We start from the raw sequence: 18,805 nt of genomic DNA, 5'->3' as shown, positions 1-18,805 counted from the left end.
GGTCCCTATGCCTGGAAAAATCGCCCGGGACGGCAGAGGGCAAGGGCAGGGGATGCCGTGTCGTCGATGATCTCCTCGCTGGCCAGGCGGCCGACTATCGCCGCCAGCGTGACGCCAGGGTGCATCGCACACACATACACATCGCCGATATCGGGCAGATAGCCGATGATGGGCATGCCATCGACCGGCATGGGCCTGAGCCCGACACAGGCCCATTCCGGCTCTATGGAGGTAACCCCATGGAGTTCGTTCTGGATGGCCTTGGCGGTTCGTAGCGCTATCGCGGCGGGTTGGTTTTCCAGCGTGTCGTCCAGGTAGTCTTCCGCCGCCAGCAGCGTGCCGTCCGGGCCTTGCCGCACTTCCATTTCCGGGCTGGAGATAAGGGTGCGCACGAGGTCGGGTTGTGAGGCGTAGCGGATCAATATGGCTGGGGAGGCCGCTATTGGCAGGGGCAGGTTCAGCAGCTCGGTCAGTTGCTTGATGCCCGTCCCGGCGGCCAGCACGACAACGTCGGCCTCGATACGGCCCCTTGCGGTTGTGACGCCCGTCACCCGCGCACCCTGGGTGGTAAAGCCGAGCACCCGCGTCTGGGTGAGCACCTGCGCGCCATGAGCCTGGGCGCCGGCGATCAACGCCTGGGTTGCTTGCACGGCGTCCAGCGCGCCTTCTTCGGCGGCGTACATGGCCTGCTGCGGGGGATGCTTGAGGTTTGGCTCGAGGTCGAGGATCTGTGAGCGCGACAGTTGGGTTGCCGAAGGCGGGTGACCCGAGGCGTGCAGCGCTTCACTCGGGTTTGTGCCGTAAGACAGGGCACCGGTCCAGCGCACCTTCAGGCCAGGCAGCTCGGTTTCGAGCCTGCGGTATTCCTGGATCGCCGCACCGCGCAATGAGGCGATGGGATCGGGCCCGTCGTGGGCGGTGTTGATCCAGGCGAATGAGCGTCCCGTCACCCCGGACGCTATATCTTCAGCCTCCACCAGAATGACCTTCGCGCCTCTGCCCGCCAGGTGATACGCCAGGGACGCGCCCACTATGCCCGCGCCAATGACCACGACGCGTTTGTTTACCGCGTTCCCCATATCAACCTCCATGTTGTCGACCTGATGAGGGTAGGGCATCCAGATAAACGAATACCCTGAGAACCGAGCGGCCTGCTTCGCAAGCTCCCTGTTATTTTTTTTGCACTGCTATTTTTTGCACTCCGCCAACACCACTTTGCAAGTGCCGGGCGTGCCGCCGGAGCGGCCGGCATAACGGATGCAGTTATTCAGGGATTTCTGGCGCGCCATGCCCAGGGTGGAACCCCAAGCCAGGCCACCCTCGCCGGAAGTGGGCAGCGCTTTGGCGTAACAGTTCGAGCCGATGCTGGCGGTCGAATAACGATACTTGGCGGCTTTGCTTGAACATCCCGCGATCAGCGCCAGGTTGATGGCGAGCAGGGAAAACAGGATCCATGACGAGTATGGGCGTACTGCTGTTCTGGTCATTCCGGTTCCCCTGTATCAAGACGGTAGAGGCGTGTTCGCAGTGCTGTTCTATTCAGCTTAGAGGGTATCGCGCCTGGCCCTGGGGCCGTCTGGCGGAGTGGATGCGTTTGGGTGTGCCTTGCGTCGGTTGCCATCCGTGTTTGCCTTATCGCAGTCATGGTTCTTGCGGCCAATTGTCCTGGATTTCGTACCACGAAGCCTTGAACGCCACCTGAATGTGTTTCTGTTTATCCGCGGTGAAGGGCGTATCCAGAGTGCCCAGGGCGATCGAGATCCAGTCGGCGTATTCGCCCTGGCCTCTGGACCAGAACAGCGACGAACCGCACTGGCCGCAAAACTGGCGCAGCACCGTTTCGGACGATCGATAGGACTGGAGGTTCCCGGCGCCCTGCACGATGCGCAGATCGCTGCGCAACACACTGCCATAGCTGGCGAATGCCGCTCCATGGCTTTTCCGGCACTGGCGGCAATGGCAGTGGGAAAGCGCCTTGGGGCGCGACGAGAGCTGGTATTTGACGGCACCGCAAAGGCAGCAGCCCTGGAAGGTGTCAGTCATTTAAGGGCGCACCTTGAAACGGAAGGGCGCCCATTTAAGCAGTCGGTGTCGGGGATGTCGAACGGCTGACTATTGCTGTTCGTTAACACTGGCTTTCGCCCAGAAGCGACGCTCGCCACTGGCTGCTCGAAGCCGAGAGAGTGTAAAAGCGCTTCCTCGAACCCTTGTTGTGATTCCTGAGGGTTTCATAGTAAGGATTGCCCGTGAAGCGCTTTATTCAAGGTGTTAGGCGCCACTTGTCAGCATAAGGCTCAAGGCGCCCGGGCAAGTAGAGTCAGCCACAGGGCAATACCGAAATCGCCCCTGATCGTATTGCGACTGCCCGCGACACTTGCATAACCGTAGTCCTTGGCCAGAGCAAAAAGCGCTTCCGGACTTACGTTGCCGCCAAAAACAGAAATTGCATTTGAAAATGCTTGCGCAGGAAAGAATATTCTTCCGAACCAGGATGCTCTCACGCCTGCAATCTCCAGGATTACATCCTCATTTGCGGCAGCAAGTTCGTTAATACTGCGATCAGAGACCGACTCTAGACCTGTATCAAGGCTTTTCCCTCTCAGGGCGAGTACGGACGCACCGTATATATGATTGGTAAGCTGGCCGAACTTTCTGCCCGGAACTTTAAAGGTGGAAAACTCCTTGCTTTTCTTGTAGATCAGCTGCGCAACTTGGTAATCCAACTCGAATGCTTCTGAAACCGCAGAAAGATCAGTGCGATTTATCGGGAAGATGAATCCAAAATAAGCATCCCTGGTCGCATCGATTTTCTCATGAAGATGCCTCGCCTTTTCCTTGTATAGCAATTCAACGTCTTCGCACGTCACGCTACTCAAGTGAACAACATCCAATGATCTGTTCATAGCAATTCCCTTCGACTATCCCGAGAGATGATATATAGCTAACGATTGAACTCAGGGGCGGGCTTTAGCTCGTCCCTGCGAACGAAGCGAGCAATTTAAGCGCATGGTTATGTTTTTTATTAACGATCAAGTTCCTCCGTGAAAGTGATTGCGAATGTATTACGTATAGTTCGAAAATGGCGTTTCATAATATCGATGTGCGTTTATTTATATAGCCAATCCCTCCAAGGGGGCCGCAAGGGCTATTCCCTCCTTTGGCAAGTCAAATGTTGAATCGTCCCTGATTTCCTGGGCACCAGCGAACGATTGCAAAGGGTGGTAAGCCGTCAGGCGTGACTGGCCGCTATCGGCTGCGGGTTCAACCGGGCGTGGTGCCGGGAGGGCGACCCCGCATTCACTCCAGGCAGGCTTCAGGCGTCGCCGGCAGGCTATCGAGAAACGCCGCAATCTGCCGGCGGCCGCGCAAGTGCAGCGTGGGAATCTGCGGACCTATGGCCAGGCGTACCGCCTCGATACCCGGGCGGTAGCCGCGATCGAAAGTCCATACGAAGCGCAGGAAGGTCAGGAATGCCCGATCGAGCTTTTCCGTGCAGCCTGCGGCAAGGTCAGGCCGGGGACGGTTCATGATGCTGCGTATGATCACCCGGGTGAAACAGGTGAGCCGTGGCGTATCGAGCCAGATGATCAGGTCGGCATGGGGCAGGCGAAGGTCGAAGGTCCGTCGGGCATAGTTGCCTTCACACACCCAGGCAGCCGGTGCGAGCGCCGCGCGGACCCGTTCGCGGAACTGCTCGGCGTCGGGTTCGACCCAGCCGGGCTCCCAGAACAGCGTGTCCAGGTGGAGCACAGGCAGGTTCCGGCGCTTGCCGAGGGCACGGGCGAGGGTGGACTTGCCGCTCCCGGCATTACCCAGAATTACAATCCGTTGCATGGGCGCTTCCTGTCGCGAAAAAAGCCGGCGATTGTGCAGGTTTTGCATCGCCAGTTAAAGGCGAATAGTTGGGCCGACCGCACCGGGAATGGAATGTGTGTTGCCAGTGTGGGGCCTGAAGCCGAGAGCAGGATGTCGATCCATCCTGGTCCCCATTGAACGCCTGCTTCCGACCCTTTGTCGCCTGTCGGCAGCTCTCTCCTTTTAGGGGTGTCTACTGCTAGTGAGGCCCTGTAGGTACAGGGAGGAGAGCAGCATGAGCAATGAACAGGTGGCACCGGAAACCAAAGGGGTTGCAGTGCAGGTACTGGCAACCATTGACCTGGGTCCCGAAATCGAGGGCATGGCCGGGCGCCAACTCAGAATGCGCCTGGTGACCATCGAGCCTGGAGGCGTATTCGGGCCAATCCACAACCATAAAGACCGGCCAGGCGTCGTCTACATACTGGAAGGCACCATCACTGACCATCGCGATGGCGGCGACACGGACTATGGCCCGGGAGTGGGGTGGCCCGAGGATCGGGACACCACGCACTGGCTTGAGAACAAAGGGCCGATTCCGGCGCGGGAGATTTCGGTCGATATTATCCGGCAAGAGTGAGCCCGGGCCGAACATCGATACGGGCGAGCCAGACGCGCGGTTCGCCCAACGCCCATCATTCCCCCGCACCCGCCGCGCCATTGGTCGGGTCGCCCTCGGCCAGCATGCGCATCAGGATTTCCCGCTCCTTCGGCCCTGGCACCAGGCCGCTGGTCTGGCCTTCCAGGACGATGATGCCGTTGTCGTTGGTCATGCTGATGGCCGCCGTAGCCCGGCCTTGTTCGTCTAGCGCCTGGATGACCCAGTGGCAAGTGATGGTGTCGCCGGCATACACCGGCTGCTTGAACTGGAAGCTCATGGCCGAGGCCAGCCAGCCGATCTGTCCGCCGATTTCGGTGAGCAGGCTGGCGGTCAGCAGGCCATGGGAAACCGGTGCCCTGAAGCGCCGGGCCGCGGCGAACTCGGCATCGAAATGCACCGGGTTGTAGTCGCGGGACAGCGTGGCGAAGCCCTGGATATCCGCCTCTGAAAAACAGCGGGAGAGGGTGAAGCGGTCGCCTGCCTGAAGCCCTTCGGTGGCGCGCTGTCGGAAGCTTTTCATTGCGGTTCCTGGTCCTTTTGCGTATTCGGGGGAGTGCGGTTTCGAGCCTTTTGGATACCCGTGGAACATACCGGTTCAGCGCAGGATCTGCTCGATGAACAGCAGCACGGCGATGATGATCATCAGCGCCCCCGAGAGGCGGCTGACCGCTTGCGCGGCCACCGGGCGCGTCTGCAACACGGCGCGGGAAGCAAAGCCCACCAGCAGGTAGATCACCGCGCAGCTGAAGGCATGCAGCAGCCCCAGCGCGACGATTTGCAGCGGCACCGGCCAGGCGGCCAGCGGGTCGGTGAATTGTGGCAGCAAGGCCAGGAACAGCAGGAACACCTTGGGGTTGAGGCCACTGACGCAGGCGCCCTTGAGGGTCCAGCGAGCCCAGGACGCAGAGGCTTGGGCCTCCCCGGCGCGGGGCACGGACGGGTTGCGCAGCATATTGATGCCCAGCCAGAGCAGATAGCCAGCCCCGCCAAGGGTCAGCAGCGAGAGGGCCAGGGGATTGCTGGCGATCAGCCCGCCGACCCCGGCGGCCACTATCAGCGTCGCCAGCAGATGCCCGATCAACAGGCCGGCCACCGCGGGTATCACCACTCGCCCGAACAGGCCGGCCGATATCGCGTAGGCCCAATCCGCCCCGGGGGTGATCACAAATAGAAACGACACCGCCCAGAACGCCGCGAAAATACTCAGGCTCATGGCCGTCTTGCCTTGTGCTGCTGGGCGAATGCTGTTTCTGGGCTGTCGACGGTGGTGTTAATCGGGGAGGGCATGCTTCTTTCTCGCAAAGATCAGGTTTGCGGAAAGATTAATGGAGTGCGGTGAGAATATTTTCTCTATTATTCCAGTCCGAATAAAGTTTTGGGGTAGATCCTTCCAGATGGACAGAGTTGATCAGAAGATTCTTGCCGAGCTGCAGGCGGACGGGCGTTTGTCGGTGACCGAGCTGGCGGAACGGGTCGGCCTCAGCCTGTCGCCGTGCCATCGTCGCGTGCGGGCGCTGGAGGAGTCGGGGGTGATCCAGGGCTATCGCGCCCAGTTGTCGCCCAGCGCCCTGGGCCTGACGTTTTCGGCGATGGTGTTTGCCACGCTGCGCGAGGGCGATCACCAGGCGGTGGCCGCCTTCGAAGCGGCGCTGCTGCCGATCCCGCAGGTCGTCGAGGCGCAACGGCTGTTTGGCGAGCCGGATTACCTGCTGCACGTCATCACCCGCGACCTGCCGGCCTTCCAGCAGCTTTACGATGACCGCCTGTCCAAGCTGCCCAACGTTCAGCGCCTGACCTCGACCCTGGTGATGAAACGGGTGATTCAGGACCGCTCGCTGCCGTTGTGAGACGCGTCGACGCATACATCAGAACAACACTTCAGGGAGATACCGATGCGTGAACGAAAATCGGCAAGATTGCTGGTCATCAACCCTTCGCGAAAGGTCCTGCTGTTCCGCTTCCTGCACAAGGAAGGGGCGCTGGCGGGGGATGACTATTGGGCCACGCCCGGTGGCGGGCTTGAAGGAGACGAAACCTTCCAGGTCGCGGCGATTCGTGAACTGCACGAGGAAACCGGTATTCAGGTCTGCGCGGTGGGAGAGCCGGTGGCCGATCGCCGGTTTCCCATGCAACTGCCCAGCGGCGAGTGGGTCACCTCGGTCGAGCAGTATTTTGTGGTGCACGCGCCAGACCAGCCGCTCTCTCGTGCAGGCTGGACCTCGTCCGAGGCCCAGGTGATGGCCGATCATCATTGGTGGTCCGCCGATGATCTGCGAGCCACCGAGGCCACCGTCTGGCCGCAAACGCTGGTGCACATGCTGGAAGACGCGGGGGTGTTCGAGCCGTCCTTGTAGCGATTTTTCCGCGCCCTAATCCTGGCTTAATCCTGGTCCGTTGATATCATGCGCAGCCGGTTTTTTCGGCGGCCGGTTTATGCCATCGGTCCAAGGGCAAGAGCGGTTTTCCACCACTCGGTTTTTTTTATCGCTAAACTCCAGACCCATGAAACGCTACCTGCGGTTTTGTCTTGTGTTCCTGATCAGCCTGGCGCTTCCCCTCAGCGGGATGGCGGGCGCTCAGGCGCCGACCGAACCCTGCCCGATGAAGTCCATGGGCATGGCGATGATGGACGGCATGGGCATGGATTGCTGCAATGACCTGAAAAGCCCCGTCGAACACGGCAAGCCCTGCAAGCCGGGCCAGGAATGCAAGACGGGCGGCATGTTGCAGGTCTCGATCGTCAAACCGCCTGTCACCGTGTCCGGCCCCGTTGTCCTGTCCATCCCCAACGATTTCCTGCCCGCGCAAAGCCCTTCCGGGGTGTGGCGACCGCCCCGCGTCTGATTCCTGTACCGCTCTGAATTCCATCCCGCGTTAGCGGGAGGGCGTAGCCGTGCGCCTGCCTTGAAAAGGCGCGCGGTGGATCATCACAGGAATCGTCAACATGAATCCCAAGTGCTATCGCACAGGCTGGCCCCTCGTGGCCGGGCTGGCGGCAAGCGTGCTGGCATTGCCGAGCCTCGCTGGCGCGCTGACGCTCGATGAAGCGTTGCGTCTGGCGGAAAACACGGCGCCGTCGCTGAGCGCGCAAGACGCGAAAATCCAGGCCGCCAGCAGCGCTGCCATCCCCGCCGGCGAACTGCCGGATCCCAAATTGCTGTTGGGCGTGCAGAACTTTCCCATTGGCGGTTCGGATCGCTGGAGCCTTGAGCAGGATTCCATGACCATGCAAATGGTCGGGGTCCGCCAGGAAATGCCCAATAGCGACAAGCGCAAAGCCCGCGTCGAGGTTGCCGATGCGGCCGTCGAGCGTGCCACCGCCGAGCGCCGGGTGGAGCGACTGAACGTACGCCAGTCCACCGCCCTGGCCTGGATCGGCAGCTATTCGGTGGAGCGTAAGGAGGTGCTGCTCCAGGACCTGTACAAGGAAAACCGTCTGCTGGGCGACACCGTCCGCGCGCAGATTGCCGCTGGCCGCGGGTTACCGGCGGATGCGGTGACGCCCAGGCAGGAAGCCGCGCAACTGGCGGAGCGCGAGGATGAGCTGGTCAGCCAGCGGGCCCAGGCCCGGGCCGCGCTCAAGCGCTGGATCGGCACCGCCGCCAACGACCGGCCCGAGGGACGCCTGCCGGCGTGGCCGATGGATGGCTTGGGCTACTCGCACAGCCTGCAACACCACCCTGAACTGGCTGCGTTTGTGCCCATGACCCGCGAAGCGCAAGCCAAGGTTCATGAAGCCGAGGCAGATAAACAGTCGGACTGGAGCTGGGAGCTGGACTATCAGCGCCGTGGCCGTGAGTTCGGCGATATGGTCAGCGTGCAGTTCTCCTGGGACTTGCCGCTGTTTCCCGGCTCGCGCCAGAACCCCAGGATCGCCGCCAGGCAGGCCGAGCTGAGCCAGCTGCAGGCCGAGCGCGAAGCCATGTCACGGGAGCACGCCCAGCAACTGGAAGCGCAACTGGCCGACTATGAACGCCTGGACCGCGCGGTGCGCCGCAACCAGCAAACCCTGGTGCCGCTGGCCCGGGAAAAGGTCGACCTGAGCCTGGCCAGTTATCGGGCCGGCAAGGGCGATCTGGCGGCGGTGGTCGCCGCCCGCCGCGAATTGATCGAAGCCCGCCTCAAGCAGATCGATATCGAGGAACAGCGTGCCCTGACCAACGCTCGCCTGTATTTCGCCTACGGAGAGACCGCGCCATGAATTCGCCGATCTGGAAAGTTGCTTCAATTGTCAGCGTCGCGCTCGCCTTGGGTGTGGCGGGCGGTTATTGGCTGGCCCGACCACGCCTCAACGAAGCGCCGGAGGTCGCAGTCGGGCAGGAGGCATCGGCCGAGCCCAAGGCGCTGTACTGGTACGACCCGATGTACCCGCAGCAGAAGTTCGACAAGCCGGGCAAGTCGCCGTACATGGACATGCCACTGACCCCGCGGTATGCCGACGGCCAGGGAGCCCAGGGGGATGGCGCGGCGGTGCGCATCGACCCGAGCCTGACCCAGAACTTCGGCCTGCGCCTGGCCACCGTCACGCGCGGGGTATTTGCCAGCAGCGTCGATGCAGTCGGTGTGCTGGCGTTCAACGAGCGCGAGGTGGCGGTCATTCAGCCGCGCACCGCGGGTTTTGTCGAGCGGGTGTATGCGCGGGCCCCGGGGGATCTGCTCAAGGCCAACGCGGCCCTGGCGGATATCCTGGTGCCGGAATGGGCGGCGGCCCAGGAAGAGTTCCTCGCCCTCAAGGCCAGTGGCGATGCCGGTTTACTCGCGGCCGCCCGCCAGCGCTTGCGTCTTAGCGGGATGCCGGCGGCCTTGATCGCCCAGGTCGAGCGCAGTGGCAAGGTCCAGCCGGACCTGACGTTGAGCAGCCCCATCGGCGGTGTATTGCAAGAGCTGAATGTCCGCCAGGGAATGACCGTGGCCGCCGGCGAGACCCTGGCCCGGGTCAACGGCTTGAACAGTGTCTGGCTGGCCGTGGCGGTTCCGGAGTCGCAGGCTGGCTCGCTCGTCACCGGGCAGGTGGCCGAGGCCAGTCTTCCGGCTTTCCCGGGGGAGGTCTTCGCGGGGCGGGTCGACGCGATCCTTCCGGATGCCAATGCCGATAGCCGTACGCTTCGCGTGCGGGTCGAGTTGGCCAACCCGCAGGGTCGACTGCGGCCAGGCATGAGCGCCCGGGTCAGCCTCAAGCGTTCGACGCAGCAACCGCTGTTGTGGGTGCCCAGCGAGGCGGTGATTCGCACCGGCCGCCGGGCCCTGGTGATGCTCGCCGAAGAGGGCGGGCACTATCGCCCGGTGGAGGTGCAGCCAGGGCCGGACAACGCTGGCCAGACGGCCATCTTCAACGGCCTGGAGGAGGGGCAGCAAGTGGTGGCTTCCGGGCAATTCTTGCTGGACTCGGAAGCCAGCCTCAAGGGCATTGTCGCCGCTTCGTTGCAAGCCCCGGCAGTTGCCTTGCATGAAGCCCAGGGGCAGATCCTGGCCATCGACAGCCAGAACGTCACGCTCGCCCATGGTCCCTTCAAGACCCTGGGCATGCCCGCCATGACCATGACCTTTCCTCTGGCCAATCCTGGCCTGACGCAGGGCCTCAAGGTGGGCGACAAGGTGCGGGTGGCGCTGAGCCAGAGCGACAACGGCCTGCGTGTCGAACGCCTGGAAAAAGCGGGGAGCCAGCCATGATCGCAGCCGTGATTCGTTGGTCGGTGGCCAATCGTTTTCTGGTGTTGCTGGCGACGCTGTTCGTCAGCGCCTGGGGTGTCTGGTCGGTGCAGAGCACGCCGGTCGATGCGCTGCCGGACCTGTCGGATGTGCAGGTGATCATCCGCACGCCCTATGCGGGGCAGGCACCGCAGATCGTCGAGAACCAGGTGACCTATCCGCTGGCCACCACCATGCTTTCGGTGCCTGGGGCCAAGATCGTGCGCGGGTATTCGTTCTTCGGCGACAGCTTTGTCTATGTGTTGTTCGAAGACGGCACCGACCTGTACTGGGCCCGTTCGCGGGTGCTGGAGTACCTGAGCCAGGTCCAGAGTCGCTTGCCGGCCAGTGCCAAGCCGGCGCTGGGGCCGGATGCCACCGGGGTTGGCTGGATTTTCCAGTACGCCCTGGTGGACCGCAGCGGCGGGCATGACCTGGCGCAACTGCGCGCGCTGCAGGACTGGTTCCTCAAGTTCGAGCTCAAGACCCTGCCGAACGTGGCGGAAGTCGCCACGGTGGGCGGTATGGTCAAGCAGTACCAGGTGCTGCTCGATCCGCTGAAACTGGCCAGCCTCGGTATCACCCAGGCCGAGGTCGGCGCGGCGATCGGCAAGGCCAACCAGGAAACCGGTGGCGCGGTGCTGGAGATGGCGGAGACGGAGTTCATGGTGCGCGCTTCCGGTTACCTGAAGACCCTCGATGATTTCCGCGCCATTCCACTCAAGCTGACGGCGGGCGGGGTGCCGGTGACCCTGGGGGAGGTCGCGACGATTCAGCTCGGCCCGGAAATGCGCCGCGGCATCGGCGAACTCGACGGCGAGGGCGAAGCGGTGGGCGGCGTGGTGATTCTGCGCAGCGGCAAGAACGCCCGGGAAACCATCGCGGCGGTCAAGACCCGGCTCGACGAGCTGAAACGCAGCCTGCCGGCGGGGGTGGAAATCGTCACCACCTACGACCGCAGCAAGCTGATCGACCGCGCGGTGAGCAACCTCGGCCACAAGTTGCTGGAGGAGTTCATCGTCGTGGCGCTGGTGTGCGGGATCTTCCTCTGGCACCTGCGTTCCTCCCTGGTGGCGATCATCTCCTTGCCGATCGGGGTGTTGATCGCCTTTGTGGTGATGCGGCACCAGGGGCTCAACGCCAACATCATGTCCCTGGGCGGGATCGCCATCGCGATCGGGGCCATGGTCGATGCGGCGGTGGTGATGATCGAGAACGCCCACAAGAAGCTCGAGGCCTGGCACCAGGCCCATCCCGGGCAAACCCTGCAAGGCGAGCCGCGCTGGCAGGTGATCACCGAGGCGGCGATCGAGGTCGGGCCAGCGCTGTTCTTCTGCCTGTTGATCATCACCCTGTCGTTCATCCCGGTGTTCACCCTGGAGGCCCAGGAAGGGCGGTTGTTCGGCCCGCTGGCGTTTACCAAGACCTACGCCATGGCCGCGGCGGCAGGGCTGTCGGTGACCCTGGTCCCGGTGTTGATGGGTTACTGGATTCGCGGGCGGATTCCCAACGAGCAGCAGAACCCGCTGAACCGCTGGTTGATCGGTATCTATGAACCGGCCCTGGAGGCGGTATTGCGCAGGCCCCGGGCGACCTTGCTGGTGGCCTTGCTGGTGTTCCTCAGCGCGCTATGGCCGATCTCGCGTCTAGGGGGAGAGTTCCTGCCGCCGCTGGACGAAGGCGACCTGCTGTACATGCCGTCGGCGCTGCCGGGGCTGTCGGCGCAGAAGGCCGCGCAACTGCTGCAACAGACCGACCGGCTGATCAAGACCGTGCCGGAGGTCGAGCATGTCTTTGGCAAGGCCGGCCGCGCGGAAAGCGCCACCGACCCGGCGCCCCTGGAGATGTTCGAAACCACTATCCAGTTCAAGCCCCACGAACAGTGGCGCCCGGGCATGACCCCGGAGAAACTGGTGGCGGAGCTGGACCGGGTGGTGCGGGTCCCGGGGTTGACCAATATCTGGATTCCGCCGATCCGCAACCGTGTGGACATGCTCGCCACTGGCATCAAGAGCCCGATCGGGGTCAAGGTGGCCGGCAGCGATCTGCGGCAGATCGATGCCGTGACCCAGGCCGTCGAGCGGGTGGCCAGGAACGTGCCCGGGGTCAGTTCGGCGCTGGCCGAACGCTTGACGGGTGGTCGTTATATCGATGTGGACATCGACCGCCAGGCGGCCGCGCGCTACGGCCTGAATATCGCCGACGTGCAGTCGATCGTCAGCGGTGCCATTGGCGGTGAAAACATCGGCGAGACCATTGAAGGGCTGGCCCGCTTCCCGATCAGCCTGCGTTACCCCCGTGACTGGCGGGACTCGCTGGGGGCTCTGGAGCAGTTGCCGATCTACACCCCGCTGGGCAGCCAGATCACCCTCGGCACCGTGGCCAAGGTCAAGGTCAGCGAGGGTCCACCGATGCTCAAGAGCGAAAACGCCCGGCCTTCGGGCTGGGTGTATGTCGATGTGCGGGGGCGGGATATTGCCTCCGTGGTCGCCGACCTGCGTCGGGCGGTGAGCGAGCAGGTCCAGCTGCAGCCGGGCATGAGCCTGAGCTACTCCGGGCAGTTCGAGTTTCTCGAGCGGGCCAACGCCCGGCTCAAGCTGCTGGTCCCGGCCACCCTGCTGATCATCTTCGTGCTGCTGTACCTGACCTTCACCCGCTTCGACGAAGCCTTGCTGATCATGGCCACGTTGCCGTTCGCCCTGACGGGCGGGGCGTGGTTCCTCTATTGGCTGGGCTTCAACCTGTCGGTGGCCACCGGTGTCGGCTTTATCGCCCTGGCCGGGGTGTCCGCCGAGTTCGGCGTGATCATGCTGCTGTACCTGAAGAACGCCTGGGCCGAGCGCGAGGAATCCGCCGAGCGTACCGAGGCTGGGTTGCTCGCGGCGATTCGCGAAGGCGCGGTGCAGCGCGTGCGTCCCAAGGCCATGACCGTGGCGGTGATCATCGCCGGCCTGCTGCCGATCCTGCTGGGCAGCGGCACCGGCAGCGAAGTGATGAGCCGCATCGCCGCGCCCATGGTCGGCGGCATGCTCACCGCGCCCCTGTTGTCCCTGTTCGTCATACCGGCGGCCTATCGCCTGATGCGCCGCCGGCACCTTCGCGCTGTCTCCATCACACAAGGAAAAAACCTATGAAACTGATCCAGATCGTTATCGCTGGCACCCTGGCCGCGCTGTCCCTTGCCGCCCACGCGCAGGACATGCCCGGCATGAAAATGGATGGCATGAAAATGGACGACATGAACGGCATGCAGATGAAGCAGGAAGCCCGACAGGTTCAACAGGCCAGTGCCGAGGGCACGATCAAGGCCATCGATGCCGCGAAGCAGCGGGTGACCATCGCCCACGGCGCCGTCCCCGCCGTGCAATGGCCGTCGATGACCATGACCTTCGCCGCGACCACAGAGCAGTTGGCGGGACTGGCGATTGGCGACCGGGTGACCTTCGCATTCCGCCTGGACGGCGGCGCGGCCACTATCGTTTCCATCAGGAAATAAAACCACTAGGCCGGCATGCGCAGGCATGCCGGCCTCACGCTCATTGTTCACAACGGCGCCGTCGGCTCGTTCCTCTCTCTACCAACCATTAGAGGGAACGCCCGATGAGAAACACCGAACTCAGCCACATCATCCTCAGTGACCACTCGCGCATCGAGGCCGCCATCAGTACCGGCGCGGCCTGGGAAGTCTGGTTCCAGGTCGAGTTTCTTCTGCTGCTGCGTGCAGCGCATCTGTCGACCGCTCGCGAAATACCCTATCCACCGCCGAACCAGGCCTTGCACCTCGATCTGCTTGCCCAACAGGGTGTCGAGAGTTATGCCATCGAGGTGAAAGTCGAGAGCGCCACCAACGCTGGCAACAAACTGTTGGCGGAAACCTGCAAGGACATCGAGAAAATCGCCAAATACACCGAGCCTGTCGAGGCCCGCTGGGTGGTTTCCCTGGCCTATAGCGACGTGGCCAAACACTCGTTGCGCGGTTTCACGGAGGAGAACAGCGGCCATGCCATCTACAACGAGGCCGGTTCGATCGGCTGCATGATCTTCTCGGTTTGACCCGCGCGGGCGCCAGCAGGGCATGAAGCCTTCCTGGCGCCTTTCGACAGGTCGCGCCCTTAGTGAGAGAACAACTGCCGGTCGCCCTGTTTCTGTGAGCCTGCGACGTAGTACGCCTCGAACCAGGCGGGCTGGCCGGAGATCGCCGTGGGTTTTTTCAGCAACAGTGGCGGTGGCTGCTTCCCCTGGGTCTCATCGGCGCTGCTGAAGGCCTTTTGCATCACGCTGCGAAAGTGCAGGTGATCGAATATCAGCAGGGCCTGGATGGCATAGACCACGGCGATTTTCTGGTCCTCGATCAGGACCAGGTGATCGCCGTTTTTTTCTTCCCCCGAAATGGACAGGTTCGAGGAACCGGTGAAGACCTTGGCGCTCGGCAGGTTGAAATCGGTGACGACAAACTTGTTGTGCACCGAAATGCCGGTGCCGCCGGACCACTCGCTGCGAAAAGGTTCCGGTGCGTACTTGGCGAGATAGGCGAAATCCACCTCGGCCGAGGTGCCATCGGGCTTGATCACATCCATGCCCGAGGCCTTGTCGGTCACGCCATAGTTGAACACCGGGCGCTTGTAGAGGCGGCTGATCGACTCGTACAGGGGGCCGCTGGTGATCTGATTGAGGAAGGCGATGTTGAACAGCACCGAGCGGCTGGCCTGGTCGATCGCGCCGCCTATCGGGCTGAGCGACAGGTCGCTGCCGCTGTGTGGCGAGAAACAGAAATGCAGGCGCGGGCCGGCGGTCGTTGCGGTGCCGGTTTCGATCACGTGCCATTTCTGCGCCAGGTCGCTGGCCTCGAAGTTTTTCGGATCGCTGAAGCTGGCGTCGAAGACCCGGCCGAACAGGTCCGCTACCTCGAGGTGCTTGAACAACAGCGCATTGTTGTTCTGCACATAACAGCCGCGGAAGCTGAAGTTGGTGGAGCCGCACAGCACCTGGTAAGGCTTGCCGTTGCGCCGGGCGATCAGCACCTTGTGATGCTGCAGGCCATGGAAGTGGCTGCGTCGAACCCGGTCCGCGCCGGCCGAGGCCAGCAGGCGGCTGGCGGCCCGGGTCTCGCAGCTGTCGGGGGCGGCGTGATCGCCGGCGTCGTCGATAATGATGCGCAGGCGACTACCCAGCGCCTCCAGTCTGGCGAGGATGTCCGGTTCGTTGAAGTCGTAGGCGAAGACATCGAGGGTGGTGTCCGGCTGCCGCAGGACTTCATCCAGCACCGCGAAAATCATCGACACCGCCTCGAAGCCGAGCCACTGGTACATGGCCGTCTCGGTCTTCGGGTGGTCGAGCCCGTCCTTGGTTTTCGATGGAATCAGGCTCTTGCCATACACATCGACCTTGACGCCCGCGGGCACCCGGTCGCGGAAGGCCTGCGAGGAGGTAAAGCCCCGGGTGAAACCAATGTCGAGGATGCCTTCGTAGCTGATGGGGTCGAGGTCGATCGCCAGTTCGATGGCCGTGCCGGAAACCAGCTGGCCGTCGTTGGCCATGTGCATCATCCGGCCCCGGTAGGTGAAGGTGCCTTGGTCGACCTCATGGGGGACGTGAACCCAGCGAAACTTCTGGAAGGGCGCTTCCAGCGAGGAATACTTGCGCTGGCCATCGACCGCGCTGTGGGTTGGCTCGTCGTAGGCGAAGGCGATGCGGTTGGGCAGGGGCTTGAACACGTCGGTGCCGGGGAACCTGCATTCGATGGCAAAGCCCACGAGGTCCGCGGGAGGACTCTCGACATCGAAACCGATCAGGCACATGCGTTCGCCGCGCCACAGTTTCATGGTGAAACCATCGAGCGTCTGGGTGTTGTAGAAATCGGCCATGGGGGCGCTCCTTGCGCGGGGGGACGAGTCAAGCCGGGGCTGGATGTGTGCAGCGTAGAACAGCGCGGCGGGCGGTGGCGGTTTTAGCACGGGCCGGGTCGCGGGGGCGGGTTGTATTGCGCCCCGATGCTCTTATATGTTGCAAGCCCGACCCGTTCGACTCCTTGCAGAGAAGCCCTCGATGAACCTCGCCACCCTGTTGCTGTTTCTCCCGGCCTGCTTCGCCCTGAACATGGCGCCCGGGCCCAACAACCTGTTGTCGGTCAGGAACGCGACGGCCTACGGTTTTCGCACCTCCTGCCTGGCGGGTGCCGGGCGACTGGCCGCGTTCGCCCTGATGATCGCCCTGGCCTCGGCCGGGCTGGCAGTGGTGCTGCAAGCCTCGGAACTGCTGTTCTATGCGATCAAGATCCTGGGCGCGGCGTACCTGCTGTACCTGGCGTATCAGCTCTGGAGCGCCGACACCCAGGCCGAAACCGAAAAAAAGACCGCGCCCCTGGAGCTGGCCGCGCTGGCCCGGCAGGAGTTCCTGGTGGCCATCGGCAACCCCAAGGCGATCCTGATCTTCACCGCCTTCCTGCCGCAATTCGTCGACCCCGCGGCCCCGGTCCCCGGCCAGTTCCTGGTGCTCGGCGCCTTGTTCCTGCTGCTGGAATGGATAGCCATCAGCGCCTACGCCTGCATGGGCCTGCACATGCGCCGCTGGTTCGCCGAGCCGCGCGGCAAGAAGATCTTCAACCGCTGCTGCGCGGCGTTGTTGTCGGCGGCGGCTTCGGTGTTGCTGTTGGCGCGGCGGGCTTGAGTTGTCCGTAGATGTGCGTGCTCTTGCCGGGGGCCGTTGACGTCGTCTTCCAGCGTGATGGTTGGCACTTTGAACGATACGCAGATCGCTTCGCAGCACCTGCCCTAAGGGGCGAATGCCACCCATGGCTTTTACGGCGCTGGCTGCAATGGCCAGTGGGAAAGCGCTTTGGGGCCGGACGAGCGCTGGTATTCAATGGCGCCGCACAGGCAGTTGCCCTGCAAGGTGTCAGTCATTCAAGGGCGCACCTTGAAGCGCAAGGGCGCTCATATAAACGGCCGGTGTTGGGGAGGTAGAAGGGCTGGTTTCGGCCGTGGATTCAATCGGCCGATGCAGCGGATTGGCCATAAGCGGGTACTCAAGCTACGGGCCTGGCGTTTTGCTCGCTGCGGTTCAGTCTTCCGGCAGGTTATTGAATATTTTTTCCAGGGTTCCGTTCAGTTTGGTGATCTGGGCCTCGGTCAGGCCTTTGAAACTGGTGCGGAAGATATCGCTGGTGCAGTGCTGGACTTCTTCGATGGTATGGCGGCCGATATCGGTGAGGGAGACCTGAGTCACGCGCCCATCGCTGGCGCTAGTGTTGGTCTCCACCAGGCCATCGGCTTTCATGCGATAGACAATTTTGGTGATGGTCGAGAGCTTTGCGATGGCATGGATGGAGATTTCCGAAATGCTTGATTCGCCATTTTCCTTGAGGATGAACAGAATCCGCCAGCGCGGGATATCCATATCGATTTTTTTCAGCGCTTTCTCCATGGCCATGGAGTAGCGGCCATGCAGGCGAGCCAGCCAGTAGAAGGGAAAATCTTCTTTCTTGAAGTCTTCACTGGCGGGGTTGTATCGGCTCAGGCGCTTTTTCGGGGTGGTCATAAAGGTTGGCGTAGTCTTTCTGGTGAGCTGGGTTGATAGCGGGCGCCATTGTCGCGCCGCACGCAGCAAAAAACCAGCAGACAGGTCACAGCGTGCCTTGGGCAAGGCCTTCAGGTCGGACGCTCGTGTGTGAGGTTTTGACGAAAGTGTCGGCCACCCTTGATCGGCTAAAACAGGGTGGGTAGGAGTGCGAAGGCCGGGGTACGGTTGAGCATGCAGAGCCGCGCCTGGGGCTGTTCGGCGCTGCTGCGAATCGCAGGTGCGAGCCCGCTGATTGGCTCGATCGATTCCGTCAGGCGGCTGGCCGCCTGACGGACCCTTGAACCAGCCACTGAGCGCTCTCGCGATTACCAGCGCGGGCCGAGTTCGGCGCACATTTTGCGAACCATGGCGTCGAAGAATTTCACCGCGAAACCGCTGTCCCGAATGAGCATGGCCGTGAGTTCGGCGCACTTGCGGCTGATCGCCTCCGGCAGCGGATTGTCTTCACCGCCCAAGGCGCCGGCCTGGCACTGGATTTCGGCGGCGCGCTGCACCGTCCACAACAGGAAGAACGCCTTGGCGATACTGCTTTCGCCGACGGCAATGCCGTGGTTGCGCAGCACCAGAATGTGCTTGTCGCCGAGGCTGTCGATCATTCGGGTTTTTTCGTCATCAAACAGCGTGATGCCTTCGAAGGTGTGGTAGCCGATCCGACCGTAGAGTTGCGCCCCATAAAAGTCGTTATGAGCAAAACCGGCCTTTTTCATGACAATCGCCGAAATCGGCGTGGTGTGCGTGTGGATCAGGCACTGAATATCTGCGCGCGCACCGTGCACTGCGCTGTGCAGGGCGAAGCCGGCAGGGTTGCCGTCATAGGGCGAGTCTTCGAGCTTCTTGCCGTGCAGGTCGACCTTGAGCAGGTTGGCCGGCGTCACTTCGGTGTAATTCAGGCCGAACGGGTTGACCAGATAGTGGTGCGCCGGGCCGGGCAGGCGTGCGGAAATATGGTTGAAGATGGTCTCGGTCCAGCCAAAGAAATCCACCAGGTGGTAGCAATGCGCAAGTTGCACGCGCAGTGCCCATTCTTCGTCGCTGCACGTCTGGGGTGTTGCCAATGGGGTCTGTTCCATGTCGATGTCCTGG

20 protein-coding genes are annotated in these 18,805 nt (G+C 62.6%); 10 read left to right on the top strand and 10 right to left on the bottom strand.

The features are described 5' to 3' along the window. Positions 1 to 5 precede the first annotated feature (5 nt). The 5 genes from PMI20_RS17335 to PMI20_RS17315 form a co-directional block, all read right to left on the bottom strand. Positions 6 to 1,079, bottom strand: a complete 1,074-nt coding sequence (locus PMI20_RS17335) for an NAD(P)/FAD-dependent oxidoreductase (RefSeq protein WP_007932029.1) — start codon at positions 1,077 to 1,079, stop codon at positions 6 to 8. A 108-nt stretch (positions 1,080 to 1,187) separates the two neighbouring features. Beyond that, positions 1,188 to 1,487, bottom strand: a complete 300-nt coding sequence (locus tag PMI20_RS17330; protein WP_007932027.1) for a hypothetical protein — start codon at positions 1,485 to 1,487, stop codon at positions 1,188 to 1,190. 154 nt (positions 1,488 to 1,641) lie between these two features. After that, positions 1,642 to 2,043 carry a GFA family protein gene (locus PMI20_RS17325; protein ID WP_007932025.1) on the bottom strand — a complete coding sequence of 134 codons (402 nt, stop codon included), beginning with the start codon at positions 2,041 to 2,043 and terminating at the stop codon, positions 1,642 to 1,644. A 251-nt stretch (positions 2,044 to 2,294) separates the two neighbouring features. Further along, on the bottom strand, positions 2,295 to 2,903 hold the full coding sequence (locus PMI20_RS17320) for a hypothetical protein (protein ID WP_007932023.1): 609 nt from the start codon (positions 2,901 to 2,903) through the stop codon (positions 2,295 to 2,297). 394 nt (positions 2,904 to 3,297) lie between these two features. Next, positions 3,298 to 3,834 (bottom strand): P-loop NTPase family protein, encoded by a 537-nt coding sequence (locus tag PMI20_RS17315; protein ID WP_007932021.1) that lies wholly within the window; start codon positions 3,832 to 3,834, stop codon positions 3,298 to 3,300. A 256-nt stretch (positions 3,835 to 4,090) separates the two neighbouring features. Between PMI20_RS17315 and PMI20_RS17310 the strand changes: the two genes are divergently transcribed. Further along, positions 4,091 to 4,435, top strand: coding sequence for a cupin domain-containing protein (locus PMI20_RS17310; protein ID WP_007932019.1), 345 nt, complete (start codon positions 4,091 to 4,093; stop codon positions 4,433 to 4,435). A gap of 55 nt (positions 4,436 to 4,490) precedes the next feature. On the opposite strand, the gene PMI20_RS17305 is transcribed toward PMI20_RS17310, so the two are convergent. Together PMI20_RS17305 and PMI20_RS17300 are read right to left on the bottom strand one after the other, a co-directional pair. Next, positions 4,491 to 4,976, bottom strand: a complete 486-nt coding sequence (locus PMI20_RS17305; protein WP_007932016.1) for a MaoC family dehydratase — start codon at positions 4,974 to 4,976, stop codon at positions 4,491 to 4,493. A gap of 75 nt (positions 4,977 to 5,051) precedes the next feature. Then, positions 5,052 to 5,669 (bottom strand): LysE family translocator, encoded by a 618-nt coding sequence (locus PMI20_RS17300; RefSeq protein WP_007932015.1) that lies wholly within the window; start codon positions 5,667 to 5,669, stop codon positions 5,052 to 5,054. A gap of 181 nt (positions 5,670 to 5,850) precedes the next feature. Between PMI20_RS17300 and PMI20_RS17295 the strand changes: the two genes are divergently transcribed. The 8 genes from PMI20_RS17295 (at position 5,851) to PMI20_RS17260 (ending at position 14,197) form a co-directional block, all read left to right on the top strand. After that, positions 5,851 to 6,303: an Lrp/AsnC family transcriptional regulator gene (locus PMI20_RS17295; protein WP_037036066.1), complete on the top strand. Its 453-nt coding sequence runs from the start codon at positions 5,851 to 5,853 to the stop codon at positions 6,301 to 6,303. 45 nt (positions 6,304 to 6,348) lie between these two features. Further along, positions 6,349 to 6,810: an NUDIX hydrolase gene (locus PMI20_RS17290; protein WP_007932011.1), complete on the top strand. Its 462-nt coding sequence runs from the start codon at positions 6,349 to 6,351 to the stop codon at positions 6,808 to 6,810. Between the two features lie 148 nt (positions 6,811 to 6,958). Then, entirely contained in the window at positions 6,959 to 7,300 is a 342-nt protein-coding gene (locus PMI20_RS17285) for a hypothetical protein (RefSeq protein WP_007932009.1), read from the top strand. Positions 7,301 to 7,400: 100 nt separating this feature from the next. Continuing rightward, entirely contained in the window at positions 7,401 to 8,657 is a 1,257-nt protein-coding gene (locus PMI20_RS17280) for a TolC family protein (protein ID WP_007932007.1), read from the top strand. Next, positions 8,654 to 10,126, top strand: coding sequence for an efflux RND transporter periplasmic adaptor subunit (locus PMI20_RS17275; protein ID WP_007932005.1), 1,473 nt, complete (start codon positions 8,654 to 8,656; stop codon positions 10,124 to 10,126). Before PMI20_RS17280 ends, PMI20_RS17275 begins: the two co-directional genes overlap by 4 nt. Then, positions 10,123 to 13,278 (top strand): efflux RND transporter permease subunit, encoded by a 3,156-nt coding sequence (locus tag PMI20_RS17270; protein WP_007932003.1) that lies wholly within the window; start codon positions 10,123 to 10,125, stop codon positions 13,276 to 13,278. Before PMI20_RS17275 ends, PMI20_RS17270 begins: the two co-directional genes overlap by 4 nt. Further along, positions 13,275 to 13,640 carry a copper-binding protein gene (locus PMI20_RS17265; RefSeq protein WP_007932001.1) on the top strand — a complete coding sequence of 122 codons (366 nt, stop codon included), beginning with the start codon at positions 13,275 to 13,277 and terminating at the stop codon, positions 13,638 to 13,640. The genes PMI20_RS17270 and PMI20_RS17265 overlap by 4 nt, the downstream gene beginning before the upstream one ends. A 104-nt stretch (positions 13,641 to 13,744) precedes the next feature. Beyond that, entirely contained in the window at positions 13,745 to 14,197 is a 453-nt protein-coding gene (locus tag PMI20_RS17260) for a hypothetical protein (RefSeq protein ID WP_007931999.1), read from the top strand. A 59-nt stretch (positions 14,198 to 14,256) separates the two neighbouring features. Here PMI20_RS17260 and PMI20_RS17255 read toward each other — a convergent pair whose 3' ends face one another. Beyond that, positions 14,257 to 16,008, bottom strand: coding sequence for a phospholipase D-like domain-containing protein (locus PMI20_RS17255; protein WP_007931997.1), 1,752 nt, complete (start codon positions 16,006 to 16,008; stop codon positions 14,257 to 14,259). A 181-nt stretch (positions 16,009 to 16,189) separates the two neighbouring features. On the opposite strand from PMI20_RS17255, the gene PMI20_RS17250 reads away from it, so the two are divergent. After that, positions 16,190 to 16,810: a LysE family translocator gene (locus PMI20_RS17250; RefSeq protein ID WP_007931994.1), complete on the top strand. Its 621-nt coding sequence runs from the start codon at positions 16,190 to 16,192 to the stop codon at positions 16,808 to 16,810. A 393-nt stretch (positions 16,811 to 17,203) separates the two neighbouring features. Here PMI20_RS17250 and PMI20_RS17240 read toward each other — a convergent pair whose 3' ends face one another. Beyond that, positions 17,204 to 17,680, bottom strand: coding sequence for a MarR family winged helix-turn-helix transcriptional regulator (locus PMI20_RS17240; RefSeq protein WP_007931992.1), 477 nt, complete (start codon positions 17,678 to 17,680; stop codon positions 17,204 to 17,206). Between the two features lie 347 nt (positions 17,681 to 18,027). Next, positions 18,028 to 18,792 carry a class II aldolase/adducin family protein gene (locus PMI20_RS17235; RefSeq protein ID WP_007931990.1) on the bottom strand — a complete coding sequence of 255 codons (765 nt, stop codon included), beginning with the start codon at positions 18,790 to 18,792 and terminating at the stop codon, positions 18,028 to 18,030. Positions 18,793 to 18,805 lie beyond the last annotated feature (13 nt).

It is taken from the genome of Pseudomonas sp. GM17 (assembly GCF_000282175.2).
Taxonomy (GTDB): Bacteria; Pseudomonadota; Gammaproteobacteria; order Pseudomonadales; family Pseudomonadaceae; genus Aquipseudomonas; species Aquipseudomonas chlororaphis.
This window is presented reverse-complemented; position numbering and strand designations above follow the sequence as displayed.